The following is a 26,419-nucleotide window of genomic DNA, read 5'->3' as shown; positions in this document are numbered from 1 at the left end:
GCGCCTGCGGCGGCTGCTGCGGCTGGGCCGGTGCGGCCGGCGCGGGCTGCTGGGGGTGGACCTGGGGGGTGTAGTTCGGGTCCTGGTACGGGTTCGACATCAGTTCGCCACCGCCTTCCGGAGCTGCTGGAACGCGGTGTAGTTGGCGATCGCCTCGATCCGCCCGGGCGGGGCCATCTGGACGGCCTGCTCCAGGGTGTCGACCACGTGGAACTGGAGGCCCGCGACCTCCAGCCGGACCGCGAGGTCCAGCTTGCGCTGGCCCATCACGAAGATCGGGTGGCCGGACAGGCGCTCGTAGTCCACGTCCCAGAGCCAGGAGGTGTCGGTGCCGTCCGCGTCCAGCGCGTTGACCGCGAGCACCACCGGGGCCGGGGGCTGGTCGATCAGCGAGAAGGTCTCCAGCCAGCCGGCCGGGTTCTTGGCCAGCAGCAGGCGGACGTCGCGGCCCAGGTACTGCACCACGTCGTAGCGGCCGGCCACCGCGGTGACCGCCTGCATCCGCTGCAGCGCCACCTGCGGGGCGACGCCGAAGACGGCGGCCACGGCGGCCGAGCTGGTCGCGTTGGCGAGGTTGGCCCGGCCCGGCAGCTGGAGCTGGATCGGCCAGGCGCCGCGCTGAGGGTCGATCACATGGGTGCCCTGGAGCGCCCAGTGGGGCTGCGGACGGCGGAAGCCGCAGTCCTGGCAGAACCAGTCGTCGCCCGGACGCTGCATCACACCGCCGCAGGACGGGCAGGACCAGGCGTCCTCCTTCCACGCCTGACCGGCGGCCACCCAGACCACCTTGCGGCAGGAGGAGGCGGCCCAGGTCACCAGCGGGTCGTCGGCGTTGGCCACGATCACCGCGTCGGTGTCCTTGAGGCCCTCGCGCCACTTCTCCGCCATCATGCGGGTCTCGGCGGCGCGGTCCAGCTGGTCGCGGGAGAGGTTGAGCAGCGCTATGGCCTTGGGGCGGGTGTCGCGGGCGACCCCGGCCAGGTACTTCTCGTCGACCTCGATCACGCCGAAGCGGGCGTCGCCGCCACCGGCCAGGGCGGCGGTGATGCCGGCCGGCATGTTGGCGCCGAGGGCGTTGGAGACCACCGGGCCGGCCGCGCGCAGGGCCTCCGCGATCAGGCGGGTGGTGGTGGTCTTGCCGTTGGTGGCCGAGACCAGGACCACGTCGAGGTGGTCGGAGAGGGTCGCCAGCAGGTCCGGGTCGAGCTTGAGGGCGATCTTGCCGCCGATCACCGAACCACTGCCCCGGCCGGCCTTCTGCGACAGGGCGGCGGCCATCCGGCCGGCCGTCACGGCGATCTTGGCGCGGGCGGGCAGCGAGGCGTCGCGCACGGCTGCGGCTTCCGAGTCGGGGCCTGGCATGCTCAGTCGTTCCTCCTTGGCGCGGCACCGCTATCGCGGCTGGGACGAGCATCAGCCTACCGACTCTCCGTCAGCCAACCGCGCAGGGTGTCGCCGAGCGGGCGTGCGGAGGCGCGCGACGGCGTGCGGAGGGCCTCCGGCCCGGCGCGCGCCAGGGTCGGAGGCCCTTGCCGCAGCAGGCCTTCCGGGGGTTCTCCCGGGTCATCCGGCCAGTGCGGCGTCCGGGATCCAGGAACCGTGGATCATGGCCGGGACCCGGCGGGGGAGGTGCACGGTGGCGACCGTCGCCAGGTCGGAGGCATCGACCACCAGCAGCCGGGAGGCGTCCGCGTTGAGGTCGCTGACGACGGTCAGCAGGTACCCGGCGTCCTCGGCCCCGCCGCCGTCCGCCGCCTCGACGAAGACCGCCTCGCTGGGGAGCTGCCCGGTGCCGAAGGGGCGCAGCCGGCGGGCGCCGGTGCTGCGGTCGTACTTCACCAGGGCGTGGTTGCCGATGCCGAGGTCGTCCGGGAAGGAGAGGGCGTACTGGTAGCGGTGGTGCTGCCCGGTGCGGGCGTCGTTGATGGTCGGGAACTCCACCACCAGGTCGTCCGTCCGCTCCTCGGCCACCCGGCCGGTGGCCAGGTCCACCGTCCACCGGGTCGCGTACGCGCCCGAGTTGGGCTCGGCCCCGCGGTCCGGCGCCCCGACCCACCAGTTCCAGGAGCGCTGCCAGCCCTGCCGCCCCACCGACGGGCCCTCGACGACGATCCGTCCGTCGGCGTCCTCGTAGGCGTTGGCCAGGTGCATCGCGTAGCCCGGCGCCACGTCGAACCAGCGCACCCGGGCCGCCCCGCCGGCGCCGCGCGGCATCACCCCGATCCGGGACGGCTGGGTGTCGCTCCAGCCGTACGGGATGCCGGAGTGCTCGGCGGGGTCGAAGGTGACCGAGCCCTCCAGGAAGACCACGTACCGCTCGGTCAGCGCGAAGTCGTGCTTCAGCGCGGCGGTAGCGCCCGGCACCTCCTGGCTGCGCAGCTCCTTGCCGTCGGGGGAGGAGACGTGGTGGACCAGGTACGGCGGGAGGGGCGAGGAGGCGAAGAAGTGCAGTTCGCCGGTGGTCGGGTCCTCCTTGGGGTGGGCGGTCATCGCGGTGGTGAGCTTCCCCTCCCAGTCGAAGGCGCCGACGGTCTCCAGCCCGGGGGTCAGCTCGAACGGCAGGGCCGCCTCGGAGAGCGCCAGCAGGCGGCCGCCGTGCTCGATCACGTGGGTGCCGGCGGTGCTGGCGGTCAGGTCGGGGCCGTGCTCGGTCAGGTACGGGGCGCCGTCCAGGGCGGGGGTGTGCACCCAGCGGTTGCGGTACCACTCGGCGCGGCCGTCGCGGAGCCGGATGCCGTGCACCATGCCGCTGCCCTTGAACCAGTGGGTGGGGGTGATGCCGGGCTTGGGGTTGTGGCTGTTGCGGATCAGACGGCCCGTCAGCTCGGGCGGCAGGGTGCCCTCGACGGTGAGGCCGGTGGCGGTGGTCTCGTCGGCGACGGGGGTGTAGTGGCCGGTCAGGTACGGGGGCTTGGCGCTCATGGTGGCGGTCCTTCCGGGAGTGGCGGGGGTCAGCGGGCTTCGGCGGTGGTGCGGAGCGTGGTGAGCCAGCTCTCCAGCGACTGCCGGAGGGCCTGGCCGAGCGCCTCGGGCTCGGCGTCGACGGGGGCGCCGCTCCAGGACTCCTCGGTGCGGACGGTCACCTCGTCCGGGGCGGTCTGCTCGAAGGTCCAGACGTGGACGCCCTCGATGCCGTGGGCCGGGCCGCCCCAGACGATCCGCTCGCCGGGGACCAGCTCCAGCACGGTGGAGGTGATGTCCAGGCCGTGGGTGTGCCAGCGGAAGACCGAGCCGACGGTGAGCGGGCCGCCGTCGGTCTCGGCGCGGTCGACGTCGGGCAGCCAGCTCGGCCAGGCGGCGATGTCGGTGTGCAGGTTCCAGAGGCGGGTGAGCGGGGCCCGGACGGTGGTGGAGAGTTCGACGACGGCGGGGGCGGTGCGGTCGATCTGGATGTGCTGGGCGTGCTGGGTGTTCTGGGCGTTCATCGGGTGGCTCCTTCGGTGATGGTCTTGCGGAGGAAGGGAGTGAGCGCGGCGGCCGTGGTGGCCAGCGCGGCGGTGAGCAGGAAGGCGGTGCGGTGGGTGGTGGCCGGGGTGGCGGCGGAGGCGGTGGAGAGCAGGGCCAGGCCGATGGCGCCGCCCAGTTGGCGGGTGGTGTTCACCAGCCCGCCGGCCACGCCGGTGTGCTCCGGCCGGACCCCGTCCACCGCCGCGCCGGTGAGCTGGACGAAGGCGGCGCCGAGGCCGAGGCCGATCAGCACGGTCGGTGCGGTCAGTGCGGCGAGCGCGGTGCCGGGGGCGGCGAGCAGCGCCAGCCAGAGCAGTCCGGCGGCCTGGGCGAGCAGGGCGGTGGCCAGGGCCCGGTGCGGGCCGAGCGTCCCGACCAGCCGTGGCGCGAGTGCGGCGCCCGCCATGTTGGCGACGGCGAGCGGGAGTTGGGCCAGGCCGGTGGCCAAGGGGCCGGCGCCGAGCACCTGTTGCTGGAGGAGCGGGAGGAAGAAGAACAGTCCGACCCAGACGGCACCGAGCAGGGCCATCAGCAGGTTGGCCGGGCGGACGCTGCCGCTGCCCAGCAGTCCGGGCGGCACCAGCGGTGCGGCCGAGCGTCGTTGGGTCCGGCGGAAGAGCAGGAGGAGCAGAGCGGCGGCGGCGAGCGGGCCCAGCACCGCGGGGGAGGCCCAGCCGTCGGCGCGGGCCGAGGTCAGGCCCTGGACCAGGGCGACGACCGCGGCGGCGCCGACGAGCGCCCCGGGCAGGCCGGCTGACGGTGCGACACCTCCGCGCGGGGCGTCGGGCGGGACGGTGCGGAGCGCGGCGGCGAGGGCCAGCGCGGCGAGGAGCGCGCAGACGTGGAAGATCCAGCGCCAGCCGACCGCCTCGGTGAGCACCCCGCCGAGCAGCACCCCGGCCGCCCCGCCCGCTCCCGAGACCGCGCCCCAGACCCCGAGCGCCCGGGCCCGGGCGGCCCCCGGCGGGAAGAGCCCCACCAGCAGGGCGAGTGCGGCGGGGGCGGCGGCCGCCGCGCCGATCCCCTGCACGGCCCGGGAACCGACGAGCAGCCAGGGGCCGTCGGCGAGCCCGGCCGCCACCGAGGCGGCGGCGAACAGGGCCAGCCCGGCGGTCAGCACCCGGCGCGGCCCGAGCAGGTCGGCCGCCCGGCCGCCGAGCAGGAGCAGGGCCCCGAAGGCCAGCCCGTAGGCGTTGACCACCCAGGCCGTGCCGTCGGGGGAGAGGCCGGCGCCGTCGCGGATCTGCGGCAGGGCGACGTTCACCACGGAGGTGCTGAGGACCACGGTGAACTGGGCCGTGGCGAGGGTGGTGAGTGCGGTGCGGTGCATGGTGTCCCCCCTTGGACTCTGCTGATGAGTGGTTGATCACTCACTCTTCGGGCCTGAGAGTGGCGGCCCGTCAGGACCGCCTGCTGCTCTCAGTAGTGCGTGATCCCGGCGCTGAGCGTGCGGGTCCACGGCGCGTCCACCGACTCGACGTCGAGCGAGACGATGAGGTGGCAGAGCATGCCCACCGCGAAGAACTCCTGCACCTGCCGCTCGTCCCCGCCGGAGGCGCCCCGCACGTACTCCACCACCCGGGCGTACCCCGCCCGGACCGCGTCGCGGACGGCCGGCACCGAGACGGCGGCCGCCTGGGCGTGCAACTGGACCAGGAGCAGGTCGTTGTCGCTGATCAGCTTGGCGTACGCGTCCCCCATCGAGGTGAGGACCGCCTCCGCCGTGCTGCCCTTCGCCTCGGCCGCGCCGCGTTCGAGTGCGGCGCGGACCTGGACGAAGCAGTGCTCGACCACGGCGGCGAACAGTGCCTCCTTGCTCGGGAACAGCCGGTACACGTACGCCTGGGAGATCCCGGCGGCCTTGGCGACCTCGGTGGTCGTGGTGCCGAAGTACCCCCGGGCCGCGAAGGCGCCGATGGCGGTGCGGAGCACCGTCTCGCGGCGTTCGTCGGCGGTGGAGAGTTGGCGTTGGCGTCCCGTCTGCATATGAGTAATAAACCACTCACACTTCTGGTCCGTCAACCCCCTCGGGGCGGTGGCCCTCGGCGAAGGCGTCCACCGAGGACGGCGGCCGGCCAGGTGCTGATGTTCCCTCAGCTCCGCTCGGCGTGCCCGAGGTTGGCGCTGCCCTGGCGGACCGGGGCGTCAGGGCAGCGCGGCGCGTTCCCGTAGGGGGTGGCGCGTCCCGCTCCTCCATGAGTTGGATCATGAAGCCATCCCGACGTCGTACGGGGAGGGGGTGTGGCGGATCGGAGACTGATGGACATCCGAGGTACTGATTCCGCACAGGGGGCCGGCATGGTTCTGCGAGATGGACGCACGATTTCCGCACTGACGGTGGGCGCGGTGGCGGCGTTGATGGCCGGGCTCACCCCGGCGGCCGCAGTCGCGGCGGAGGGCTCGGTGGAGGGGTACGGCAAGCAGCAACTCCACTGGGAGCGCTGTGACGTCAACGGAGACGCGCGGCTGGAGTGCACCGAGGTCAGGGTGCCGCTGGACTACGCGGACCCCGGCGGCCGGACCATCGGCGTCGCGGTGTCGCGGGTCAGGGCGGGCGACCCCGCGAAGCGGCACGGCGTGCTGCTGATGAACCCCGGCGGACCGGGCGGCCCCGGGCTGACCCTGCCCGTGGACATCGAACCGGTGCTGTCGGCGGAGGTGCGGGACCGCTACGACCTGATCGGGTTCGACCCGCGCGGGGTCGGGCAGAGCTCGCCGGTCGGCTGCGGCCTGACGGCGGACGAGATGACGGTCCACCACCCCTACTCGGCGGCGACCTTCGAGAAGGACGTGGCCCGGGCGCGGTCGGTCGCCGAGAAGTGCTGGTCCAAGTCGGCGGACCTGCTGCCGCACCTCACCACCCGCAACACCGCCCGGGACATGGACGTGGTGCGGGCGGCCCTGGGGGAGCGGAGGATCTCCTACCTCGGCCACTCCTACGGCACCTACCTGGGCGCCGTCTACACGCAGCTGTTCCCCCGGCGGGCGGACCGCTTCGTGCTCGACAGCGCCCTCGACCCGGCCCTCGCCTGGCGGGGCACCTTCCGCGGCTGGTCGGAGGGCGCCGAACTGGCCTTCACCCGCTGGACCGAGTGGGCGGCGGCGCGGAACTCCGCGTACGGGCTGGGAGCGACGGCCGCCGAAGTCCGTTCGAGCTTCTGGGAGTTGGTCGCACGGGCCGACCGCACGCCGATCACGGTCGGCGGTGAGACGCTGAGCGGTGACGCGATCCGGCTGCGGTACGAGGACTTCGTCCACGTCGAGACCGTCACGTCGTGGGTCGTCGCGCTGAAGACGGCGGCGGCTGCGGGCGGATCGGCCGGCGTCGCTGCTGCGGCCGTCGAGACCCCGTCGGACAACGCGGTCGCCGCAGCCTGGGCCGTCTTCTGCGGCGACACCCGAAGCTGGCCGCGCGACCCCGAGCAGTACCGCCGGGACGCGATCCGGGACCGGGCCACCCGCCCGCTGGCCGGCGACCTGGCCGCCAACATCCAGCCGTGCGCCTTCTGGAAGTCGGCCGCCCGAGAGCCCGCCACGGTGGTGGACAACGAGGTCAACGCCCTGATCGTGCAGAACGAGTGGGACCCCAAGACGACGCTGGCCATGGCCCGGGGCATGCGGCGCGCCCTGCACGGCGCCCGGATGGTCACGGTCGCCGGCGGCGAGGGCCACGGCGTGGTGGTGGCCGGCCCGTCCTGCGCCGACGGCCCCGTCAATCGCTACCTCACCACGGGCCGCCTTCCTGCGAAGGACCTCACCTGCGGCGGCTAGTGCTGTGACCGAGAACGTTCGCCGTGTTGGGCATGGCGGCTTGATGAAGCCGCGGAAGCCGCCTCTGTAGGATCACGGGCCCAGGGTGCGACCGGTCGGAGTATGACGATGGAAAAGCCGCAGATACGCCTCGGTGATGATGGTTCGTGGCTGGAGCTGGTTCAGACCGGCGAGGACAGCTGGCGGGTTACTGCCGAGTGGTGCTCGTCGCTGTCAGCTGACTTCCCCGCGTACCTCACCGGGGAGGAGGTTGCGGACTTCGCTGCACGGGTGCTGTCCCATTTGCGCGCCCCGTCGGGGTCTCGATTCTCGGCAGCGGTGACTCCTGGCCGCAACAACCCGCTGAGGCTGAGCGCCGAACCCGTCGAAGACAGGTTCGCCTTCTTCGTGTATTTGACTCCCAGTGGTGACGACGAGGTGTGTCACCTGCAGATGGAGATCGATCCCATCGACGCCACCGAACTCTGCGACAAGTTCGATGCGCTGCTCGCATCGTTGGCGCTCTGACTGCACGGGCTTCCGGCCAGGTCAGGCCGCGGTTTGGAGCGGCCGGCCTCCCCAGCGGATGCCCTTCTCGCTGCGGACGCGGGCGCGCTCACGGCGCTGGGCGCCCAGGATGTCGGGATGGCGGGCGTTGGCGTTGCGCCAGCGCAGGTGGGCGTGCAGTGCGCGGGTCTGGACCGTGTGGTTGGGGTGGCTGGAGTTGGCGAGGGTGAACTGCCGCAGGGGTCCGAAGCGCGCCTTGATCGGAGTCGTCAGGACTGAGCAGGCGGGGACGGCCTCCCGTCCACCGAGGGTCCAGACAGGCCAGCCCGATCTCGTTGAACCGGTGAATGACATCCCGCACCGTGTCCTCGTCCGCCTGCACCAGCTTCGCGATCACCGGGACCCGGTTCCCGCCGGCGGACGCCAGCAGAATCAACGCCCGCCAAAAGCGCACCGAACTCGTGCTGCCCCGACACACGATCCGCTGTAACTGCTGACCCTCCTGATCGGTCAACCTCCGGACCCTCACCGGCTCCACCACCATGCCTCCCCACACCGAATCGGACGTCGCACAATCCAACTGGTTCAGGCGGTGCCATCGCCAACCCGGCGAACGTTCCCGGTCGCAGCACTAGCGTCCTACTTTCGTCGAGCGGGTTCGAGACTCACGGAGGATGCCCGACTCGCGCGGGCCCGGCTAGCGTCGTGGCATGAGCTCCTCCTCCGGCACGTCGAAGAACCCGCCGCTCACCTCCGTCGCCAACCTGCTCGCCTTCGTCCTCCTGGTCGGCGGCGCCTCCGGGCTGCTGCACGAGCTGTTCGGCTGGATCCACTTCCTGGGCTTCACCCGCTTCCTGGTCCCCTCGGGGTGGGAGGTCTTCGGCTACGTGGTGATGATGGCGGTCGGCCTGGCCGTCGGCGGAGCCGGCGAGCGCTACGCGAAGCGCCACAAGGGCTGACCGCGTCGGACTCCTGGTCGGCGGGTGGCCTGCCGTGACAGGCTGCGGGCATGTCGGAGGCGGAGGCGCGGCCCGTGCGCCGCAGGGTGAGGTTGATCGGCTTCTGGGGCACGGCGGAGAGCGACCGTTTCCCCCACCCCGCCGCACTGGTCGACCCCGGGTGGGACGAGGCCGAACGCCACCAGGTGGCCGGCTACCTGGAGGACGGGCAGATCGCTGCGGAGTGGATGGGGGTCTCGCGCTGCCGCCTGTGCGGCAGGCCCAACGGGAGCCGCGACCTCACCGACGGCGTCTACCTCTGGCCGGAGGGACTCGCCCACTACGTCGTCGAGCACGCGGTGAGGCTCCCGGCGGAGTTCGTCGACCACGTCGAGGTCAGCCTCCAGGCCCTGGAGGACCTGGAACGGGACAGTTCCTGGTGGTGCGAGAACGCGGCCAGGACCTAGCCGGCCCGGTTCAATCGGCGGGGTCCTCCTCCGGGACCTCGACTATGAGGAGGGTGCCGTGGCTGCCGGGGCGGACGGCGTGTCCGGTGTGCGCGGGTACGTGGTACAACTCGCCTGCGACGAGGGTGAGTTCGGTGCCGGCGACGAGGAGTTCGAGGCGACCCTCGATGACCAGGAGGACCTCCGGGGTGGGGTGGCTCTCAACAGGGAGGGCGCGGCCGTCCATGTGGAGGAGCTTGACGGCGGCGGTGCCGACCTCCGCGAGGACGTGGGAGCTCCAGGCAGCGGGGAGCTGAGCGGCGGCGGTGGGAAGGTCGACGAGGTTCACGGCACGTCCTTTCGACAGGCGGCCCGGCCGGGGGCGGGCGCCTGTGGTGGTGTTCGGTGGATGCCCTGGAAACTACCGGGCACGCGGCGTGCGTTGGTCGACCGTTTGGTAAAGCTTCAGAGGTAGAGCGCCGCGAGGCGGGGCAGGCGCCGCGCCATCTCCGCGTCGTCGTCGAAGTCGAAGTCCTCGCCCATGTCGGGCGGGGTGGTGGCGGCCGGACGCGCGGCGGCGCGGTAGAAGGAGTCGCGCTCGCCGGTGAGGCGGGTCCAGGCCTCGGCGGGGGCGTAGAGCACGCCCTCCTGGAAGAAGTCGTCGCAGTCCGCGTCGGGCGCGTCGGCGAGGACCACGGGGTGGTCGGCCAGGGCGTCGGGCGAGGCGGCGGCCCGTTCGTACCAGTCCCGGCCGAGGGTGATCAGCCCCGCCCGGAAGTCCATGAAGCCGTCGTCGGAGCAGCCGCCGTGCAGCAGGTAGGCGGCGGCCCACACGTCCCAGCGGTACACCGCCTCGCGCAGGCGGTCGAGGTGCCCCTGGAACGCGACCACCTCCTCCGGTGAACGCTTCGTCAGTTCGCCCACCAGTGCCTCGTCCACCGGCCCGGGCTGCCGCCGGGCCGTCTCCACGATCTGCCAGAACTCGTCGATCTCCATGCCGGGAGACCCTGGCATCCGCCGGTGACAATCGGCGGCTGGAGGCAGGGGAAGTCGGAGGGGCCGGACGCGTCCGCGGGTGGGGTGACGGCTACCGGAAATGTCAGTGGTGACCGGGATCATGCCGGACATGGACGACCGAAGCTCCGCCATCGCCGGGTACTGGAACGCCGCCGCACCGACCTTCGACGACGAGCCCGACCACGGTCTGACGGCCACTCACACCCGGCTGGCCTGGGCGCGGTCACTGGACTCCTGGCTCCCGGCCGGGGCACCGCTCGACGTGCTGGACCTCGGCTGCGGGACGGGATCGTTGTCGCTGCTGCTCGCGGAGGCCGGCCACCGCGTGACGGGCGTCGACCTGGCGCCGGCCATGGTCGAGCGGGCGCGCGGGAAGCTGGCCGCGGCCGGCCTTCCGGCCCGGTTCCTGGTCGGGGACGCGTCGGCGCCGCCGACCGGGGACGAGCGGTTCGACGTACTGCTCTCGCGCCACCTGCTGTGGACGCTGCCCGACCCCGAGGCCGCGCTGCGCGAGTGGGTCGGGCGGCTGCGGCCCGGCGGGCAGTTGGTGCTGGTCGAGGGTCGGTGGCGCGAGTCGGGGCCGGAGGCGGAAGCGGAGCCGTACGTGGCCGGCGCGGAACTGCTCCCCTGGCAGGGCGGGATCGGCGCGGACGGCCTGACGGCGGCGGTCCGGCCGCTGGTCACCGAGCTGCGGGTCGACCACCTCAGCGCCGTACCGGAGTTGTGGGGCAGCCCGGTCGCCGACGAGCGGTACGCCTTGGTGGCCCGGGTCTGAGCGGACACCTCCCGGAACTTAGGGTGGCGTCATGCGGAGCGGAGTGAGTTGGATGCGCGGGCCGGACCGGGGAGCGGGCCGGGAGGCCTGCCGGTGCTTCAGCCAGACGGCTGTGCACCCGCGGGCCCGGGTGGGTTTCCACGGTGAGCGGCAGGACCTCTCGGCGCCCGGGTGGCTGCGGCTGCTGGAGCTGGTGGACGAGGCGGTGGAGGACGGGCGCGAGGAGTTCCGGCCGTTGGCGGAGCTGAGCCCGGAGGAGCGGCGGCAGGTCGTCACCCTGCCGCCGAGCATCGCCGGGCTGACCTCCGTCCGGCACCTCGTGCTCTACGGCAGCAACCTGGTCCGCCTCCCGCCGGAGATCGGCGCGATGACCGCGCTGGAGGAGTTCACCCCGTACACCTCGGGCCGGCTGCACTGGTTCCCGTACGAGATCACCCGCTGCACGCGGCTGGTGCGCAGCACGGTGAGCACGCGTGCCCTGTTCGGCAACCACAAGTTCCGCCCGCCGTTCCCCCGGCTGCGGCCGGTCCGGGACTCCGTCGGAGTGGACCTGACCGACCTCGACCCCAAGCGGTGGGGGCCGACGGCCGTCCACGGCTGCAGCGTCTGCGACCGGCCGATCGCCGGGGGCGGGCTGCACCAGGTGTGGCTGACGCTCCAAGTGGCCACGGACGCACTGCCGTTGTTGGTCAACGCCTGCTCGGCGGCGTGCGTCGCGGCACTGCCGCCGGCCGCCGAGGGGTACGCGCCCGGCCCGCACACGGGGGGCCGCGTGGACCTCCCGGCCGATGGGTAGGGCGGTTTCCGGTCGTATCCGTCCGACGGGGCGTCAGAACGGGTGACCGGCGCGGCGCGGGGGCCTAACCTCGCGGTGTCGTCGGGCCCGGCCCGGGGTGGCCGGGGGAGGGAGGGGGTTGATGGAGCGGCTGGTCGCGGTGGCGGGGCCCTCGGTGTGGCGGGGGGCGGAGTTGACCGAGCGGGACTGGGCGGTTCCGGCCGGCCGGACGGTGGCCGAGGTCGCCGAGCGGCTCCGGCGCGGGCCGGGGTTGGCCGTGGTCCGGGGGATCGGGCTGGACGGGCTGACGGACGGCGAGTGCGTACGGGTCGCCCGGCGGTACCTGGCGGGGCTCGGTACGGTGCGGCCCGAGGACCCGGCACGGCCGGCCGACAGCCTGGTGGTCGCGGGCGCGGCACGCGACGAGGCCGGGCTCGACCTGCACACGGACCGCGCGATGTACCCGGGGCCGCCGCGGCTGCTGGGCCTGCTGTGCGTACGGCCGGCGGCGACCGGCGGTGAGTCGCTCCTGGTCAGCGGACACGCCGTCCACGACGCGCTGCTCGCCTCCCGACCGAGGGCGCTCGCGCCGCTCTACGCGGACTTCCACTTCGGCGACGGCCCGGACTTCGCCCGCACCTACCCCGTCTTCCGGCGCCGGGACGGACGTCTGGACGTGCAGTACAACCGCTACTGGATCGGACGGGGTCATGCCGAGCGCGGGCTCCCCCTGACGGGCGCTCAGCTGTCCGCCCTGGACGCCTTCGAGGAGGTCCTCACCGAACCGGGCCTCGCCCTACGGGTGTCGCTGCGCCGGGGCGACCTGCTGCTCGTCGACAACATGGCGGTGCTGCACGGCCGGACGGCCTTCACCGACCCGCCGGAGCCGGGGCAGGTGGAAGGGGAGGGGCGCTGCCTGGTCCGGGTGTGGGCGGACTAGGGTCTCCCGCAGCGCGGGTGGTCCGCGGACAGGGGGAGACATGACGGGGATCGGCGCCGGGCCCGGCCGGGCGAAGCGGCTCGACTTAGCGTGCACCGTGCGGTTCGGTGCGCTGTACGCCGCCGGGGCGGCCCTCGTGGTGACGGGCTTCGCGGTGGAGCCGAGCGGCTGCGGCGGGCGGTTCCGGGCTTCCTGCACCGGGGCGGCGTACTGGCGGCTCGGCATCGGGTTCGGCCTCGTCGTGGTGGTGGCGCCGCTGCTCCACAAGCTCCTGCCGAGCGTGCCGTTCGAGCAGGGCGTCGGCCGGGCGGCCGGCGTCGCGGCCCTGCTCTCCGGTGCCGCCGCCGGTGTCGGCCTGGTGCTGGCCGCGCCCCTCCTGGTGGGCTGAGGCGGCCGGGCAATCCCGGTGCGCCGCGCGGCGGTCCGGGCCTACGATCACCGGGTGACGAGTACGGGGTGGCGCGTGACGGCCGGTGTGGTGGCTTCGGGGGCGTTCTTCTGGGCGGTGGCAGGGACGGTCGACGTGGGCCTGGTGCACCGGGGGCGCGGCTACTCCGTACCGGACGGCGGTGGCTGGTACACCTTCGCGCTGTTCGCCGGTTTCGTCACCGCCTACTTCTGCGTGGCCTCGCTCGTCGACACCACCGCCGAGCGCCACGCCGCCCTGGTCCCGGCCGCCGGGGCCTTCTTCGGCGCCGTCTGCTGCCTGCTGATGGGCCAACAGGTCCGCCACTGGGTCGCGGCCGCCGTCCTGGCCGCGATCGGGTCCGCCCTGCCGGTGGTCGTCGCCCGGCTGCGGACCCGCGCGTGCCGGTTCGTGTGAGGGGTGCCGACGTGGCCCGCCCCGCGCACCGGCAGGATGCCGCCATGGACCGCCGCCGCCTCCACGTCGACCTCGACCACGTCGAAGCCCTCGCACACGACTGGCTCCACGTGGTGATCGAGGCCCCCACGGGCGTGGTCTACGAGCTCCAGTACGCGGGAACGCTGTGCCGCCGGGCGGGCATCGAGGGCCACCTCGTCCCGACCGAGTCGACCGTGGGCCACGCCGCGCTGATCGACCTGTTCGTCGACCGGCTGGGCGGTGTGGGGATCCCGATGGACGCCGTCCCGCAGCACCTCGACGCCCTGCGCGCCGCGGTGGAGCACATCGTCCTCCCCGTCGGTACCTCGTCGGACGGCCTCGGCCCGACCCTCAGCCGCATCGGCGTCGACGAGACGCGGCTGGCCGAGGCCACCGAGGCACACGTCCCGGTGACCACCGAGTTCGGCCCCGGCGTTCTGGTCTGGTCGAACTCGGACTGAGTGCCCTCGGCCGTATGCGCCCGGTCAGGGGGTGGCGACCAGCTTGCTGAGGCTGGTGGCCAGCCAGGGCTTGCGGCCGCCGGCGCGCATCCTGCCGAGGGCGATGGCCTTCCACATCGGGGCGCGCTTGAAGGAGACCAGCAGGAAGGTGACCGGGTCGGCGGTGATCCGGCAGTCGTGGGGGCGGGTGGGGGTGTCGTCGCGGGTGACGGTCATGGTGCCGTCGTCCACCACCACGGAGAGGCGCGGGCCACCGTCGAAGGCGAGGTCGAAGGAGCGCCGGACGCCGCGGGAGCGGGTGGTGTCCAGGGCGAGCGGCATCATGGTGGGGATCGCCTGACCGAGCACCAGGGAGGCCTCGTCCTGGGTGATGGGCCAGGCGTCGCCGGTGCCGCGGGCGATGTCGAGGCCGTGGAGCAGGGTCTCGTTGAGCACCAGCCCCGTGGCGGCGGCGACGGTGAGCGACCGCTCGGGGCCGTACCAGGGGGTGGCGACCGGGTCCTCGGGGTCCAGGCCGGCGGTGGCCCCGAGGAAGGCGGCGGCCCGTTCGCTGATGAACTCGCCGATGCGGGACCGCTGTTCGCCGTCGAAGAGGGCGATGGCCTTGGCGTTGACGGCGGCGATCCGCTCGGCCAGCAGGCCGTCCTCGCCGCTCGGCAGGATGCCGGACCAGTCGACCGGCTCGTCGGTGACGGCGGAGGAGTAGGCGAGGTGCACGGCGGCCAGGTGGGCGGCGGTGTCGCCGACGCTCCAGTGCGGCAGGCCCGACGAAGCGTCCAAGTCCGTTGCTCCGGCGAGCAGTTGACCGAGTCGGGCGACGGCGCCGGCGAGTGCGGCGCGAGTCCGCTCGTGCTCGCGGACGGCATCGAAACGTACGACGGCACCCATGCCGGCCCCCAGGTTCTCGAACGGACCCCGAACCTTACCGGCGGGTAGCCTGCTCGCGGTAGGGCTGTGCACGGTGGGCTGCGGCCGGCTCTCCCCGGCCCGTTCTCCGGGCGCTCCGTTCTTCCGCCGGGCCGCCCCGACGCGGTCCGGTCCGCAGCGTCACCTGACGCACCGTCCGGGGCCGGCACGACCCGCGCACGGGGCATCGCCGGGTCCCGGACGGCGCGGTGTCAGCGGGTGGGCCAGGGGGCGGGGAGGGGTTCGGTGGCCTGGGTGAGGTGGGCGGTGATGACGAGGGTGGCGTCCTCGACCTGGTAGTCGAGGGGGGCGGAGAGGCGGCGCATGGTGGAGATGAGGCCGGTGTTGGCGGCGTGGGTGACGGCGTAGACGGTGGGGACGCCGGCCTCGAGGGCGAGGGCGGCCATCCGGCGGAGCAGGTCGACGCCGAGGCCGTGGCGCTGCCAGGCGTCCTCGACCAGCAGGGCGACCTCCGCGCCCTCGTCGTCCCACATCAGGTGGGCGAGGGCGACGATCCGGCCGTCGGGGGCCTCGGCGACCAGGGTCTGGCCGTGCCGGGGGTCGAGCAGGTGGTCGAGGTAGCGGTCGGCGTCGCGGACCGGGCCGTGGTAGCGCTTGCGGAGGGTGTCGGGGGAGCAGCGGGCGTGCATGGCCAGGGCTTCGGCCTTGTCGGAGGTGTCGGCCCGGCGGACGGTGAGGTCGGTGCCGGCGGGCAGCCGCAGGCGGGCCTTGACCTGGGGGACCCGGGGGCCGAGCAGGGAGTCCAGCTCGACCAGGGCCTGGGCCCGGGCGAACTCGGTGGGGGTGAACGGCAGGTGCGGGCGGCTGAGTTCGATCAGGTCGCCGGAGGGCACGGGCAGCCGCATCAGGTGGCCGTCCATCCCGGCCGCCGCGGCGGCCCCGCCGCCCGGGAACTGCCGGATCGTGCACCGGCCGAACAACTTGCGCAGCGCGACCGGGAGTTCGGCCGCGTCGAGCGCGGTGCGGGTGGCCAGGGCGAGCACGTGGGTGGGCTCGTCCACCAGGTCGTGGGCGTCGGCCCGGTCGGTCCAGATGTCGGTGCCGCCGCCGGCCGCGACGGCCCGGGCGAGCTCGGTGCGGCCGAGCGGCAGCGGGGCGCGGACCAGGAACTCGTCCACCGCGCCCGCGGGCAGCGGGTGGGTCTGCATCGAGACGATGGAGACCTGCCGGCCGGCCAGTTCGGTGCAGATCCGGGCCAGGCTGCCGGGGGAGTCGGAGACGGTGGCGCGCAGCCGCCAGAGCGCGGTGGGCACGTGCTCGTCCAGCGGGCCGGTCACCGGGGCCGCCTCGGGGCCGCCCGGGGGCGCGGTGGGGTCGGGGCCGGGCGGTCCGTGCGGATGCCGGTGTGCCCACCATGCGTGGAACACCGCCGTGGCGACCAGGGCGAGGGCCGAGAGGACCAGCAGCAGCGGTCCGTCGTGGCCGTGCACCACCGTGTTGGCGACCAGGTCGGCGGCCGCCACCGCGACGAAGACGGCGGCGAGCTCGGTGGTGGAGTGGCGCCAGCGGTGGTTGCGGGCGCTGCGACGCTGCGCCCGGGAGGGGGCGGCGGGCTGCTGGGCGAGGTGAGAGGTGCTGTCCATGGAAACATGGTGCTCTGCCGGTGTTTCACGATCACGAATCCCCCGTGACCTGTTGGTTAATCTCTGCGGAGGGCATTCGAACGGTCCTTGGGCCGCTTCAGGAAGCGGACGGACGGTCCGTCAGTTCGCGCGCCGCGGCGCGGACTTCGGCCAGCAGCAGCTCCAGGTCGGCCTCGGTGGTGGCCGGGTTCAGCAGACAGGCCCGGAGGATCTCGCGGCCGCGGTGGACGGCGCCGGTGACGAAGGCCCGGCCGCGTGCCTGGACGGCGGCGGGGAGGTCGTGGTTGACGGCGTCGCCGCCGGTGTGGCGGAAGGCGACGATCGAGGTGTGGACCGGGGCGGTCAGCTCCAGCTCCGGGTCGGCCTCGACCAACGCGCCGAGGTGGCGCGCGAGTTCGGTGGTGCGGGCGATGTCGGCGGAGAGGCCGGCCCGGCCCTTGTGGGCGATGGTGGCCCAGACCTTGAGCGAGCGGAACGGGCGGGTCTGCTCCATGCCGTACTCGGAGAACCAGCCGAAGTCCCCGGCCGCCGCGTCCCGCAGGTAGGAGGGGACGAGGGAGAAAGAGTCACGCAGCGCGTCGGCGTCGCGCACCAGCGCGCAGCCGCAGTCCACCGGCACGCCCAGCCACTTGTGCGGGTCCAGGGCGAGCGAGTCGGCCCGGTGCATGCCCGCGTAGCGGTCGGCGATCACCGGGTCCAGCACGCCCCAGGCGCCGTACGCGCCGTCCACGTGCAGCCACAGGCCCTCGGCCTCGGCCACGTCGGCGATCGGGTCGAAGGCGTCCACCGCGCCGGTGCCCACCGTCCCGGCGGAGGCGACCACCAGGAAGGGGAGCAGCCCGGCGGCCCGGTCGGCGGCCACCGCCTCGGCCAGGGCGGCCGGGTCGAGCCGGCCGTCGGAGTCTTCGGCGACGGTGCGCAGGTGGCGGCTGCCCAGGCCCAGCAGCTCGACGGCCTTGCGGACGCAGGAGTGCGTCTCGGCGGTGGCGTAGGCGATCAGCGGGGGCAGGCCGGACAGGCCGTCGGCCCGCAGGTCGTGCCCGGCCCGGACGGCGGCCCGGTGCCGGGCGGCGGCCAGGCAGAGGATGGTGGCCATCGAGGTGCCGGAGGTGAGGATGCCGCCTGGGGTGCCCTTGGCGGCGGAGGGGACGGCGGCGGGGAAGCCGACCAGCTCGGCGATCCAGCGCACCACCGCGCGCTCCAGGTGCACGTCGGCGTGGTCGCCGCCGGCCGAGCTGGGGTTGGTCGCGGCGGCGGCCAGGGTGGCCAGCACGCCGGCGGGGGCGGGCGCGGAGTTGACCCAGCCGAAGAAGGCGGGGTGCCCGTTGCCCATCGGGGCGCTGAGCACCTGACGCTCGATCACCTTGAGCAGCCCGTCCAGCGGGGTGCCGTCCTCGGGCAGCGGGAGTTCCAGCAGGGCCCGCCGGTCGGCCTCGGCCATCGGCTGCCAGACGGGCCCGTCGGCCACCCCGGCGAGGTGGTCGGCGGCCAGGTCGGCGACGGCCCGGGCGGCGCTGCGGAAGTCCTCGTGCGAGGTGGAAGGGGTGGTGCTCATGCTGGCGCTCCATCAGACGGCTGTGGAGGGACGGCTTCCTCGACGTACCCGGTGCGCTCGATCGTACGCGGCGCCAGGTCGCCCGGTCCCCGCCGTCCGGCGGGTGGACACCGCGCGCGCCGCGTGGTGCCGCGTCACACCGGGGGCGCGGGGAACTGCGCGACCGGGGTGACCACTACCGGACCCGGGTGTCGGCCGGTGTCAGTCCAGGGTGGTGGAGAGGCCGCCGGCGGAGCGGCAGTAGCCCTGGATCTCCTTGTTGGTGATCTTCGAGCAGAGCCGGGCGCCGGCGCCGGACTCGGTGTAGTTGACGGTGTAGTAGCTCATCAGGCCCTGGGTGCAGGCCTTGCGCTGCCAGCCGTCGGCGGCGGTGGCGCACTGGTTGGCCGCCCAGTCCTCGCGGTCCAGGTTGTACTTCATGGTCCGCGAGCCGACCCCGCGCGAGCAGTCCTGGGCGCCGCCGGAGGCGACCCCGTTGAGGCACCACTTGAGCGCGTCGGCGAAGACACCGGGGTTGTTGGCGTAGTCGTGCGAGGAGAGGTAGAAGGTCGGCGCGTAGAAGAAGCAGGCCGACTGGAAGAGCGAGGGCTGGTCCTTGCAGGGGTAGAGCGGGTCCTTGGCGAGGGCGGCCGGGTCGAGGTTGGCCTTGGCCTTCTCGTCCTCCTCGTCGGGGCCGAACAGCTGCATGAAGAGGCCCTCGGAGCAGGTGATCTTCCGGCTGTCGGTGGGGAACTTGTTGCACAGCGCGCGGGCCTTGGCCACGTCCTGCTTGGCGACGAACATCGTGCCGTGGCCGACGCCGTGGATGCACGGGCCCTTGTTGGCCGGGGCGCAGAGCTTGAGCAGGTCCTCCTCCGGGTTGGCGGAGGCGTTCAGCATCTCCTCCACCGCGCCGTGCAGGTAGCCGGCCGCGCAGGTCTCGTGCGGGAAGGAGATGACCTTCTGGAAGTCGGCGTTGAAGCGCTTGACCGCGGAGTGGCCGAGCTCGTGGGCGATCGGGTGGCAGAAGCGCACCGTGTAGGGGAGCTTCTTGGTGATCGCGTCCAGGTCCGCCAGGGCCTGGCCCGGGTCGGTGGCGTCCATCTTCGCCATCAGCTTGTTGCGCAGGGTGGAGCGGGTCCACACCGCCGGGTCCCCGGAGGGGGAGGGCGAGGCGCCGGCCGGGACGATCGCCGCCTGCTGGGTGGCCGGGGCGGCGGCCGCGGTCTTCGGCGCCGGTGGCGTCCACTCGGTCACGGCCACCGAGCCGAGGCCGAGCGCGCCCAGCAGGAAGGCGGTGATGATCGCGAAGAGTCGCGGCTGCATGTGCTTCGGTCCCCCGGCGGTCGCTACGGACGGTGGCGGTTCCCATCCTGGCTGTTCTCGACCGAAACGGAGCGTTTCTGACGGCCATTCGGGAGTGTCGGCTCGGCCGACTGGTCAACGAGGGACGGGCCCCCCGGTCACCGGAGCCACAGGCTCTCACAGCTTCTCCTCATCCGGTCGGCCGACCCCGTGGTACGGACCAATGCGGCCCCGTTGCGGCGGAAGAGGGGGATCCCTGCCCGATTTCGGGCACGATTATTGGATTGGACGACCGAGAACGCATAGGCTCCCCTCTCGTGTCCGCCTCACCGCACCCTCATGAAGACCTGCTCGTCCACCTCACCCGGACCACCCCACTGGGACCGGGCGAGGCCGTACGGGTGGTCGCGGAGGTGCTCGCGTACTTCTCGGAGACCACCGAGGAGTACGTCCGCCGCCGTCACGGTGAGCTGCAGGCACGAGGACTGACCAACGAGAGGATCTTCGACCGGCTGACCGGAGAGCTCGCCGCGCGCCGGGTCACGGCGCCCGAGCTGTCCGTGCGTCAGCTGCGCCGGATCGTCTACGGCTGACGCCGCCTCAGGGGGCGGCGGGATCAGAGGAGTTACCACCACATGTGCGGAATCGTCGCCTACATCGGCCCGAAGGACGCCACCGCCTTCCTGCTGGAGGGCCTGCAGCGCCTGGAGTACCGGGGGTACGACTCGGCGGGCATCGCCGTCACCGGCAAGACCGGCGGCCTGAAGGTCTGCAAGACCAAGGGCCGGGTGGCCGACCTGGCCGCCGCCGTCCCGGCCCGCTTCAAGGGCACCACCGGCATCGGGCACACCCGCTGGGCCACCCACGGCGTGCCGAGCGACGCCAACGCCCACCCGCACCTGGACAACGCCGAGCGGATCGCCGTCGTCCACAACGGCATCATCGAGAACGCCGAGGAGCTGCGCGCCAAGCTGACCGCCGACGGCGCCGTCTTCCGCTCCGAGACCGACACCGAGACCCTCTCGCACCTGATCGCCGCCCACCTGGGCGAGGGCATCGACCTGGAGGAGGCCGTCCGTTCGGCCCTCAAGAAGGTCGTCGGCACCTACGGCATCGCCGTGCTCGACGCCACCCAGCCCGACCGGATCGTGGTCGCCCGCAACGGCAGCCCGATCGTGCTCGGCCTCGGCGAGAAGGAGATGTTCGTCGCCTCCGACGTGGCGGCCCTGGTCCGCTACACCCGCCAGGTGGTCCACCTGGAGGACGGCGAGCTGGCCGTGGTCAAGGCCGACGGCTTCCGCACCTTCACCGAGGACGCCCGCACGGTGACCCGTCAGCCCTCCACCGTGGACTGGGAGATCGACTCCTACGACACCGCCGGGCACGAGCACTACCTCCACAAGGAGATCCACGAGCAGCCCGCCTCGGTCGAGCGCACCCTCGGCGGCCGCCTCGACGAGCGCTTCGCCACCGCCCACCTCGGCGGCCTCAACCTGGACGCCCGCGTGCTGCGCGAGATCCGCCGGGTGAAGATCCTCGGCTGCGGCTCGGCCTACTACGCCGGCGAGATGGGCGCCCAGCTGATCGAGGAGCTGGCCCGCATCCCCGCCCACAGCGAGCCCGCCTCCGAGTTCCGCTACCGCAACCCGGTGATCGAGGCCGACACCCTCTACGTCGCGGTCAGCCAGTCCGGCGAGACCTACGACACCCTGGCCGCCGTCCAGGAGATCAAGCGCAAGGGCGGCCGGGTGCTCGGCGTCGTCAACACCGTGGGCAGCGCGATCGCCCGCGAGGTCGACGGCGGCATCTACCTGCACGCCGGCCCGGAGATCTCGGTCGCCTCGACCAAGGCCTTCACCTCCACGGTGATCGCCTTCGCCCTGCTGGCCCTGCACTTCGGCCGCATCCACGACCTCTCGCCGGCCGACGGCCGCCGGATCGTGGCGGGCCTCAAGGCGCTGCCCGACCAGATCCGGGAGATCCTCGCCGAGGAGGAGAAGATCGCCGCGCTGGCCGAGGAGTACGCCAAGCACGAGGGCATGATGTTCATCGGCCGGGTGCGGGGCTTCCCCGTGGCGCGGGAGGGTGCGCAGAAGCTGAAGGAGATCAGCTACGTGCACGCCGAGGCGTACCCCGCCAGCGAGTTGAAGCACGGCCCGCTCGCGCTGATCAACCCGGAGCTGCCGACCGTCGCCCTGGTGCCGGACGACGAGCTGCTGGACAAGAACCTCACCACCCTCGGCGAGATCAAGGCCCGCTCCGGCCGGGTGCTGGCGGTGGCGCACCGCGAGGTGGACGCCAAGCTGGCGGACCACACGGTGATCGTGCCGCGGTCCGAGCCCGAGCTCGACCCGCTGCTGCTGAACATCCCGCTCCAGCTGCTGGCGTACTACGCCGCGGTCGCTCTCGGTCGGGATGTGGACAAGCCGCGCAACCTCGCCAAGAGCGTCACCGTCGAGTAGGAGGGGTCGCCTCCGGCGGGGGTCCCCGGGACGGGGGAGGGGAGGGGCGGCCGTGGCACTCGGCCGGGATGTGGACAAGCCGCGCAACCTCGCCAAGAGCGTGACGGTCGAGTAGTCCGGACTTAACGGAGCGCGGGTCGTTCCGAGGTCGGTTTCCCGGCCCGGTGGGAGTGCGGATGCCGCTTCCCGCCGGGCCGGGTGCCCACGGGACCGTCACTCTCCGCTCGCCCGGCGGCCACGCTGTGCCGATGTGCGCTCGGTAGGGTGTGGGCCCACAGCCGGTTGAGGGACGGGAGTCGTGTGATGCGGGTCGGGATCATCGGTACGGGCATGGTCGGTCGTGCGCTGGGCGGGAAGCTGGTGGAGCTCGGGCACGAGGTGATGCTCGGCTCGCGCACCGAGCAGAACCCGACCGCCGTCGCCTGGGCCCAGCAGGCGGGCGAGAAGGGCAGCCACGGCACCTTCGCGGAGGCGGCCGCCTTCGGCGAGCTGCTGGTCGTCGCGGTCTCCGGTGTGGTGGCGGTCAAGGCGCTGGCGACGGCCGGCGACGAGAACCTGACCGGCAAGGTGCTGATCGACGTCTCCAACCCGCTGGTCTTCTCGCCGCTCGGCGAGGTCAGCCTGGAGCCGGTGAACGTGGACAGCATCGGCGAGCAGATTCAGCGGGACTTCCCGCAGGCCCGGGTGGTCAAGGCGCTCAACACGCTCAACTGCGACGTGATGGTGGACCCGAGCCGGGTGCCGGGTGACCACCAGCTCTTCATCGCGGGCAACGACGAGGCCGCCAAGGCCGACGTGACCGAGCTGCTGCACTCCTTCGGCTGGCCCAAGGGCGCGGTGCTGGACCTCGGCGACATCACGGCCTCGCGCGGGCTGGAGATGCTGATGCCGTTCTGGCTGCGGCTGATGAACCACTACGGCCACGCCGACTTCAACTACTCGATCCGCTCGGCCCGCTGACCTACCGTCCGGCGGACTTCCGCGCGTCCTGACGGCGCGCCAGGTGCCGCCGCCGGAGCCGGTACCCCACCAGCCCGGCGGCGGCCACGCCGACCGCGACGAGCAGGACCAGCTGGTAGCGGGCCAGCTGGCGGTAGATCGGTCCGATGTTGTCCCCGGCCAGGTAGCCGGCCGAGGCCCAGACGCCCACCCAGAGCAGCGCGCCCAGCACGTTGGCGGGCATGAAGCGCCGCCAGGACATCCCGGTGGTGCCGGCCACGATGCCGTTGGTCTGGCGCAGCACGTCCACGAAGCGGGCGACGGTGACCACCTTGCCGCCGTGCCGGGTGAAGAAGTGCTCCCCGCGCTCCATCCGCTCCGGGGTGAGCAGCACGTACCGGCCCCAGCGCTCGATCAGCCGGTGCCCGCCGGTGCGGCCGATCAGGTAGCCGAGGCTGTCGCCCGCGACGGCCGCCAGCACGGCGACGGTGACCACTCCCGCGATGCTCAGGCGACCGGCCCCCGCGTACACGGCCGCCAGCACCAGCACGGTCTGGCCGGGCACCGGGACGCCGCAGTTGTCCAGGAAGACCAGCAGCCCCACCGCCGGGTAGCCGTAGCTGTCCAGCAGTGGGGCGAGCGAGTCGAGCGGGGCGGGGAGGTCGGCGGGCGGGGTGTCCGTCATGGTGCTCCGGTGGCCGGGGGGCGGGGGCGGTGTCCGTTCAGTGGGCGGCCTGCTGACGCTCGATCACGGTGCAGTCGGAGCCCGGGTAGACCAGGCCCTCGTGTCCGTCCTCGAAGTGCACCAGGTACGGCGGTTCGCCCTGGGTGCCGCGCACCTCGAGGATCTCACCCTCCCGGTCCTTCATCCCGACCGCCCTGCCGTGCATCACCAGGTGGTCGCCTGCGGTCGCGTGCATGGTCCGGCTCCTTCCACTGTGCTGGCGGGTCCCGTCTCCACTGTGCGGCGGGCGCGGGGAGGCCGCAACGGCCGGTCAGGACGCCTGGTGGTCGGTGAGGTAGCAGCGGAGCAGGCGCTCGCACTCGGCGATCAGCGCCGGGTCGCCGTGCGGGTCGGTCCGGAAGGCCAGCTTGAGCACCGCGTCCGCGCACTCCAGCGCGACCCGCAGTGCCAGCGGGTGCCCGGGGCCGGCGAACAGGCCGCCGCCGAGGGCCTGGAGGCGCTGGGCGACGGCGGCGTTGTTGTCGAGCTCGGTGTCCAGCAGGTGCTGGTCGTCCACGCCGCCCTCCTCCTCGGCGGCGGCGCCCTCCGCCCCGGCGGTCAGCACCTCGACCAGGCCGAAGTCCAGCTGGCCGAAGCCGGGCACGGCGCGCTTCATCGCGACGAACTCGGCCACCGCCAGGTGGACGAAGCCGGGCACGCCGGGCGGGGCCTCGGCCCGCAGGCGCCCGCCGAGGCGGTCCAGGTAGAGGTCGAGGTTCCGGGAGGCCAGCGCGGAGAGCAGGCTCTCCTTGCCGGAGAAGAACTGGTAGAGCGTGCCGATCGGCACGCCGGCCCGCAGCGCGGTCTCCTTGGTGGTCAGCGCACCCGGGCCGACTTCGTCCAGCAGCTCGGCGCAGGCGTCGAGCAGGCGCTCGTAGCGCTCCTGGCTGCGCTGCTGCACCGGCCGCCGCCGGGGCGGGACGGGGGCGCCCGGCAGGCTGGTGCTCGGGCCGGGGCCGTCCGTCTCCTGCTTCATGGGCCCACTCTGCCGCATCCGGAACGCGGTGCGCCAATCTCCAACGCGAGTCGCGCTCATGTTGTCCGCCGGGCTGACGGCCCGTCATCAGGCCTGGGTGCCGCGCAGGTGGGCCAGGACGGCGAGCACCCGGCGGTTGCCCTCCTCCGGGTCCAGGTCCAGCTTCATGAAGATGTTGCCGGAGTGCTTGACCACCGAGGCCTCGGTGACGCACAGCCTGGCCGCGATCGACTGGTTGTTCCAGCCCTCCGCCATCAGGGCCAGCACCTCGCGCTCGCGCGGGGTGAGCCGGCCGAGCGGGCGGGCCGCCGTCCGGTGGGCCAGCAGCACCCGCACCACCTCGGGGTCGATGACGGTCTGCCCGTCGGCGACCCGGCGCAGCGTGTCCAGGAACTCGGCCACCTCGCCGACCCGGTCCTTGAGCACGTACCCGAGCCCGCCCCCGCCGCCCGGTGCGCCGCCGAGCAGCTGGGCGGCGTAGGCGGTCGCCACGTACTGGGAGAGCACCAGGACGGGCAACTCCGGTCGACGGGAGCGCAGTTCGAGCGCGGCCCGGAGGCCCTCGTCCCGGAAGTCCGGCGGCATCCGGACATCGGTGAGGACGAGGTCGGGGCGGTGCTCCTCCACGGCCGAGGCCAGCGCCCGGGCGTCGCCGACGGCGGCCACCACCCGGTGGCCGCTGCGGTCGAGGATCTCGGTCAGCCCGGCCCGGAGCAGGACGGCGTCCTCGGCCAGAACTATCCGGAGCACGGTACCTCCACCCGGACGAGGGTCGGGCCGCCGGCCGGGCTGGAGACCAGCAGCCGGCCGCGCAGCACCGCCAGACGGTCCGCCAGGCCGGACAGGCCGGTGCCGGCCTCGGGATCGGCGCCGCCCCGTCCGTCGTCGGTGATCAGCAGGACGAGCCGGTCGTCGGCCAGGGTGCCGGTGACGCCGACCTCGGCCGCGCCGCTGTGCTTGGCGGCGTTGGCCAGTGCCTCCGTCACCGTGAAGTACGCCGTGGCCTCCACCAACGGCGGTAGCCTGCGCGGCAGTTCGATCTCCACCCGGACCGGGACCGGCGAGCGCTCGGCCACCTCGGCCACCGCGGCGGCCAGCCCGTGGTCGGTCAGCACCCGCGGGTGGATGCCGCGTACCAGCTCGCGCAGCTGCTCCAGTGCCCGGCGGGCCTCGGCGCGGCCCCGGGCGACCAGTGCGGCCGCCTCGGGAGCGGCGGCGCCGAGCTCCAGCTCGGCCAGGCCCAGCGTCATGGTGAGCGCCACCAGCTGCTGCTGGGCGCCGTCGTGCAGGTCCCGTTCGATCCGCCGCCGCTCGGCCTCGAAGGCGTCGGCCAGCCGGGCCCGCGAACGGGTCAGCTCGACCACCCGGTGGCGGTCCCGGTCGTCGGGCGCGGCGGCTAACAGGGCGGTGGCCACCCACACCTGGCCCGCCGTCAGCCAGGCCGCGGCGTACGCCGACAGTGCCACCCCGGCCAGACCGGCCAGGCTGAACGGCAGCGCGGAGAACGGCCCCGGCACGGCCCGGCCCGGGATCAGCATCACCGTCTCCGGGGCCAGCGCCCACACCACCACGGGGGAGGCAACCAGGGCGCAGCAGAAGGCCAGCAGCGCCAGGACCCCCAGCCCGGCACCGGGGAAGACCACCGCCAGCAGCGCCGCGTAACCGCACTCGCGCCAGGTGGCCCGCTCCGTCAGCCGGTGCCGCAGCAGGCCGCGGCCCGTGGGGGCAGGCCCGTGCGGATCGGCGAGCGGGTCGGGCCGCACCAGGCGCAGGCGGCGCCGCTCCACCCGGGCGGCCCCGACGGCGAGCAGCGGGACGCCGGCCAGCACCAGCAGGCCGACCCCCGCCACCGAGAGCAGGACCCCGACGGCCAGCAGGACCGCCAGGGCCGCCAGCAGCCCGAGGCCGAACAGCGTGCCGCCCAGCAGGTGCAGCCAGCAGCGCGGCGGCCAGGCGGAGAACAGGAACTCCGCCGGCCGCCGTCCGAGCGCCCGGCGGACGGCGCTCGCGGGCGGCGCCGGGTCGGCCTGGTGCGGGAGGGACATCCGGGCCCTTTCTGTGGAGAGTTC

General features: G+C 73.6%; 29 protein-coding genes and 1 pseudogene. 13 read left to right on the top strand and 17 right to left on the bottom strand.

Annotated features, from left to right (window positions below; translation table 11 throughout):
• Positions 1–99 precede the first annotated feature (99 nt).
• From ACWEPF_RS19260 to ACWEPF_RS19240, 5 genes are all read right to left on the bottom strand, one after another.
• Complete coding sequence (locus ACWEPF_RS19260) at positions 100–1,362, bottom strand: MurT ligase domain-containing protein (protein ID WP_345286727.1); 1,263 nt, start codon at positions 1,360–1,362, stop codon at positions 100–102.
• A 201-nt stretch (positions 1,363–1,563) separates the two neighbouring features.
• On the bottom strand, positions 1,564–2,922 hold the full coding sequence (locus ACWEPF_RS19255) for a carotenoid oxygenase family protein (protein ID WP_452173535.1): 1,359 nt from the start codon (positions 2,920–2,922) through the stop codon (positions 1,564–1,566).
• Positions 2,923–2,951: 29 nt separating this feature from the next.
• Complete coding sequence (locus ACWEPF_RS19250; RefSeq protein WP_452173534.1) at positions 2,952–3,425, bottom strand: SRPBCC family protein; 474 nt, start codon at positions 3,423–3,425, stop codon at positions 2,952–2,954.
• Positions 3,422–4,777 carry an MFS transporter gene (locus tag ACWEPF_RS19245; RefSeq protein ID WP_452173533.1) on the bottom strand — a complete coding sequence of 452 codons (1,356 nt, stop codon included), beginning with the start codon at positions 4,775–4,777 and terminating at the stop codon, positions 3,422–3,424. The genes ACWEPF_RS19250 and ACWEPF_RS19245 overlap by 4 nt, the downstream gene beginning before the upstream one ends.
• Positions 4,778–4,866: 89 nt before the next feature.
• Positions 4,867–5,433 carry a TetR/AcrR family transcriptional regulator gene (locus ACWEPF_RS19240; RefSeq protein ID WP_452173532.1) on the bottom strand — a complete coding sequence of 189 codons (567 nt, stop codon included), beginning with the start codon at positions 5,431–5,433 and terminating at the stop codon, positions 4,867–4,869.
• Between the two features lie 312 nt (positions 5,434–5,745).
• Between ACWEPF_RS19240 and ACWEPF_RS19235 the strand changes: the two genes are divergently transcribed.
• Together ACWEPF_RS19235 and ACWEPF_RS19230 are read left to right on the top strand one after the other, a co-directional pair.
• Positions 5,746–7,218, top strand: coding sequence for an alpha/beta hydrolase (locus tag ACWEPF_RS19235; RefSeq protein ID WP_452173531.1), 1,473 nt, complete (start codon positions 5,746–5,748; stop codon positions 7,216–7,218).
• 108 nt (positions 7,219–7,326) lie between these two features.
• Positions 7,327–7,725 (top strand): hypothetical protein, encoded by a 399-nt coding sequence (locus tag ACWEPF_RS19230; RefSeq protein WP_452173530.1) that lies wholly within the window; start codon positions 7,327–7,329, stop codon positions 7,723–7,725.
• A 21-nt stretch (positions 7,726–7,746) separates the two neighbouring features.
• Here ACWEPF_RS19230 and ACWEPF_RS19225 read toward each other — a convergent pair.
• A pseudogene (locus ACWEPF_RS19225) lies at positions 7,747–8,245 on the bottom strand (helix-turn-helix domain-containing protein).
• 169 nt (positions 8,246–8,414) lie between these two features.
• Between ACWEPF_RS19225 and ACWEPF_RS19220 the strand changes: the two are divergent.
• Both ACWEPF_RS19220 and ACWEPF_RS19215 read left to right on the top strand, forming a co-directional pair.
• Positions 8,415–8,663, top strand: a complete 249-nt coding sequence (locus ACWEPF_RS19220) for a hypothetical protein (RefSeq protein ID WP_345286713.1) — start codon at positions 8,415–8,417, stop codon at positions 8,661–8,663.
• A gap of 50 nt (positions 8,664–8,713) precedes the next feature.
• Positions 8,714–9,109 (top strand): hypothetical protein, encoded by a 396-nt coding sequence (locus ACWEPF_RS19215; protein WP_452173529.1) that lies wholly within the window; start codon positions 8,714–8,716, stop codon positions 9,107–9,109.
• A 10-nt stretch (positions 9,110–9,119) separates the two neighbouring features.
• On the opposite strand, the gene ACWEPF_RS19210 is transcribed toward ACWEPF_RS19215, so the two are convergent.
• Both ACWEPF_RS19210 and ACWEPF_RS19205 read right to left on the bottom strand, forming a co-directional pair.
• Positions 9,120–9,437, bottom strand: a complete 318-nt coding sequence (locus ACWEPF_RS19210; RefSeq protein ID WP_452173528.1) for a cupin domain-containing protein — start codon at positions 9,435–9,437, stop codon at positions 9,120–9,122.
• 116 nt (positions 9,438–9,553) lie between these two features.
• Entirely contained in the window at positions 9,554–10,084 is a 531-nt protein-coding gene (locus ACWEPF_RS19205; protein WP_452173527.1) for a DUF4240 domain-containing protein, read from the bottom strand.
• 130 nt (positions 10,085–10,214) lie between these two features.
• On the opposite strand from ACWEPF_RS19205, the gene ACWEPF_RS19200 reads away from it, so the two are divergent.
• From ACWEPF_RS19200 to ACWEPF_RS19175, 6 genes are all read left to right on the top strand, one after another.
• The gene (locus tag ACWEPF_RS19200) at positions 10,215–10,880 is read left to right on the top strand and encodes a class I SAM-dependent methyltransferase (protein WP_452173526.1); all 666 of its coding nucleotides are present in this window, start codon (positions 10,215–10,217) and stop codon (positions 10,878–10,880) included.
• Between the two features lie 31 nt (positions 10,881–10,911).
• Positions 10,912–11,676 (top strand): leucine-rich repeat domain-containing protein, encoded by a 765-nt coding sequence (locus tag ACWEPF_RS19195; protein WP_452173525.1) that lies wholly within the window; start codon positions 10,912–10,914, stop codon positions 11,674–11,676.
• 121 nt (positions 11,677–11,797) lie between these two features.
• Positions 11,798–12,595: a TauD/TfdA family dioxygenase gene (locus ACWEPF_RS19190; protein WP_452173524.1), complete on the top strand. Its 798-nt coding sequence runs from the start codon at positions 11,798–11,800 to the stop codon at positions 12,593–12,595.
• A gap of 40 nt (positions 12,596–12,635) precedes the next feature.
• Positions 12,636–12,983 (top strand): hypothetical protein, encoded by a 348-nt coding sequence (locus ACWEPF_RS19185; protein ID WP_452173523.1) that lies wholly within the window; start codon positions 12,636–12,638, stop codon positions 12,981–12,983.
• A gap of 54 nt (positions 12,984–13,037) precedes the next feature.
• The gene (locus ACWEPF_RS19180) at positions 13,038–13,418 is read left to right on the top strand and encodes a hypothetical protein (RefSeq protein WP_452173522.1); all 381 of its coding nucleotides are present in this window, start codon (positions 13,038–13,040) and stop codon (positions 13,416–13,418) included.
• 44 nt (positions 13,419–13,462) lie between these two features.
• Complete coding sequence (locus ACWEPF_RS19175; protein ID WP_452173521.1) at positions 13,463–13,900, top strand: DUF6210 family protein; 438 nt, start codon at positions 13,463–13,465, stop codon at positions 13,898–13,900.
• Positions 13,901–13,924: 24 nt separating this feature from the next.
• On the opposite strand, the gene ACWEPF_RS19170 is transcribed toward ACWEPF_RS19175, so the two are convergent.
• The 4 genes from ACWEPF_RS19170 to ACWEPF_RS19155 form a co-directional block, all read right to left on the bottom strand.
• Positions 13,925–14,788, bottom strand: coding sequence for a maleylpyruvate isomerase N-terminal domain-containing protein (locus ACWEPF_RS19170; protein ID WP_452173520.1), 864 nt, complete (start codon positions 14,786–14,788; stop codon positions 13,925–13,927).
• Positions 14,789–15,018: 230 nt separating this feature from the next.
• Positions 15,019–16,410: a GNAT family N-acetyltransferase gene (locus ACWEPF_RS19165; protein WP_452173519.1), complete on the bottom strand. Its 1,392-nt coding sequence runs from the start codon at positions 16,408–16,410 to the stop codon at positions 15,019–15,021.
• Positions 16,411–16,507: 97 nt separating this feature from the next.
• Entirely contained in the window at positions 16,508–17,965 is a 1,458-nt protein-coding gene (locus tag ACWEPF_RS19160; protein ID WP_452173518.1) for a pyridoxal phosphate-dependent decarboxylase family protein, read from the bottom strand.
• A gap of 201 nt (positions 17,966–18,166) precedes the next feature.
• A complete protein-coding gene (locus ACWEPF_RS19155; protein ID WP_452173517.1) occupies positions 18,167–19,270 on the bottom strand; it encodes a hypothetical protein in 1,104 nt (367 codons plus the stop codon).
• Between the two features lie 296 nt (positions 19,271–19,566).
• Between ACWEPF_RS19155 and ACWEPF_RS19150 the strand changes: the two genes are divergently transcribed.
• The 3 genes from ACWEPF_RS19150 to ACWEPF_RS19140 all read left to right on the top strand — a co-directional run bounded on the left by ACWEPF_RS19150 (position 19,567) and on the right by ACWEPF_RS19140 (position 22,671).
• The gene (locus ACWEPF_RS19150; RefSeq protein ID WP_452173516.1) at positions 19,567–19,842 is read left to right on the top strand and encodes a hypothetical protein; all 276 of its coding nucleotides are present in this window, start codon (positions 19,567–19,569) and stop codon (positions 19,840–19,842) included.
• 42 nt (positions 19,843–19,884) lie between these two features.
• On the top strand, positions 19,885–21,711 hold the full coding sequence (gene glmS, locus ACWEPF_RS19145; RefSeq protein WP_345287465.1) for a glutamine--fructose-6-phosphate transaminase (isomerizing): 1,827 nt from the start codon (positions 19,885–19,887) through the stop codon (positions 21,709–21,711).
• 303 nt (positions 21,712–22,014) lie between these two features.
• Positions 22,015–22,671, top strand: coding sequence for an NADPH-dependent F420 reductase (locus ACWEPF_RS19140; protein WP_452173515.1), 657 nt, complete (start codon positions 22,015–22,017; stop codon positions 22,669–22,671).
• Position 22,672: 1 nt separating this feature from the next.
• On the opposite strand, the gene ACWEPF_RS19135 is transcribed toward ACWEPF_RS19140, so the two are convergent.
• The 5 genes from ACWEPF_RS19135 to ACWEPF_RS19115 all read right to left on the bottom strand — a co-directional run bounded on the left by ACWEPF_RS19135 (position 22,673) and on the right by ACWEPF_RS19115 (position 26,395).
• Entirely contained in the window at positions 22,673–23,335 is a 663-nt protein-coding gene (locus ACWEPF_RS19135) for a DedA family protein (RefSeq protein WP_452173514.1), read from the bottom strand.
• A gap of 37 nt (positions 23,336–23,372) precedes the next feature.
• On the bottom strand, positions 23,373–23,570 hold the full coding sequence (locus ACWEPF_RS19130; RefSeq protein WP_452173513.1) for a DUF1918 domain-containing protein: 198 nt from the start codon (positions 23,568–23,570) through the stop codon (positions 23,373–23,375).
• Between the two features lie 75 nt (positions 23,571–23,645).
• On the bottom strand, positions 23,646–24,350 hold the full coding sequence (locus ACWEPF_RS19125) for a TetR family transcriptional regulator (RefSeq protein ID WP_449795212.1): 705 nt from the start codon (positions 24,348–24,350) through the stop codon (positions 23,646–23,648).
• Between the two features lie 87 nt (positions 24,351–24,437).
• Positions 24,438–25,100 carry a response regulator gene (locus ACWEPF_RS19120; protein WP_452173512.1) on the bottom strand — a complete coding sequence of 221 codons (663 nt, stop codon included), beginning with the start codon at positions 25,098–25,100 and terminating at the stop codon, positions 24,438–24,440.
• On the bottom strand, positions 25,088–26,395 hold the full coding sequence (locus tag ACWEPF_RS19115) for a sensor histidine kinase (RefSeq protein ID WP_452173511.1): 1,308 nt from the start codon (positions 26,393–26,395) through the stop codon (positions 25,088–25,090). Before ACWEPF_RS19115 ends, ACWEPF_RS19120 begins: the two co-directional genes overlap by 13 nt.
• Positions 26,396–26,419: the final 24 nt, after the last annotated feature.

It is taken from the genome of Kitasatospora sp. NPDC004289 (genome assembly GCF_053602875.1).
This window is presented reverse-complemented; position numbering and strand designations above follow the sequence as displayed.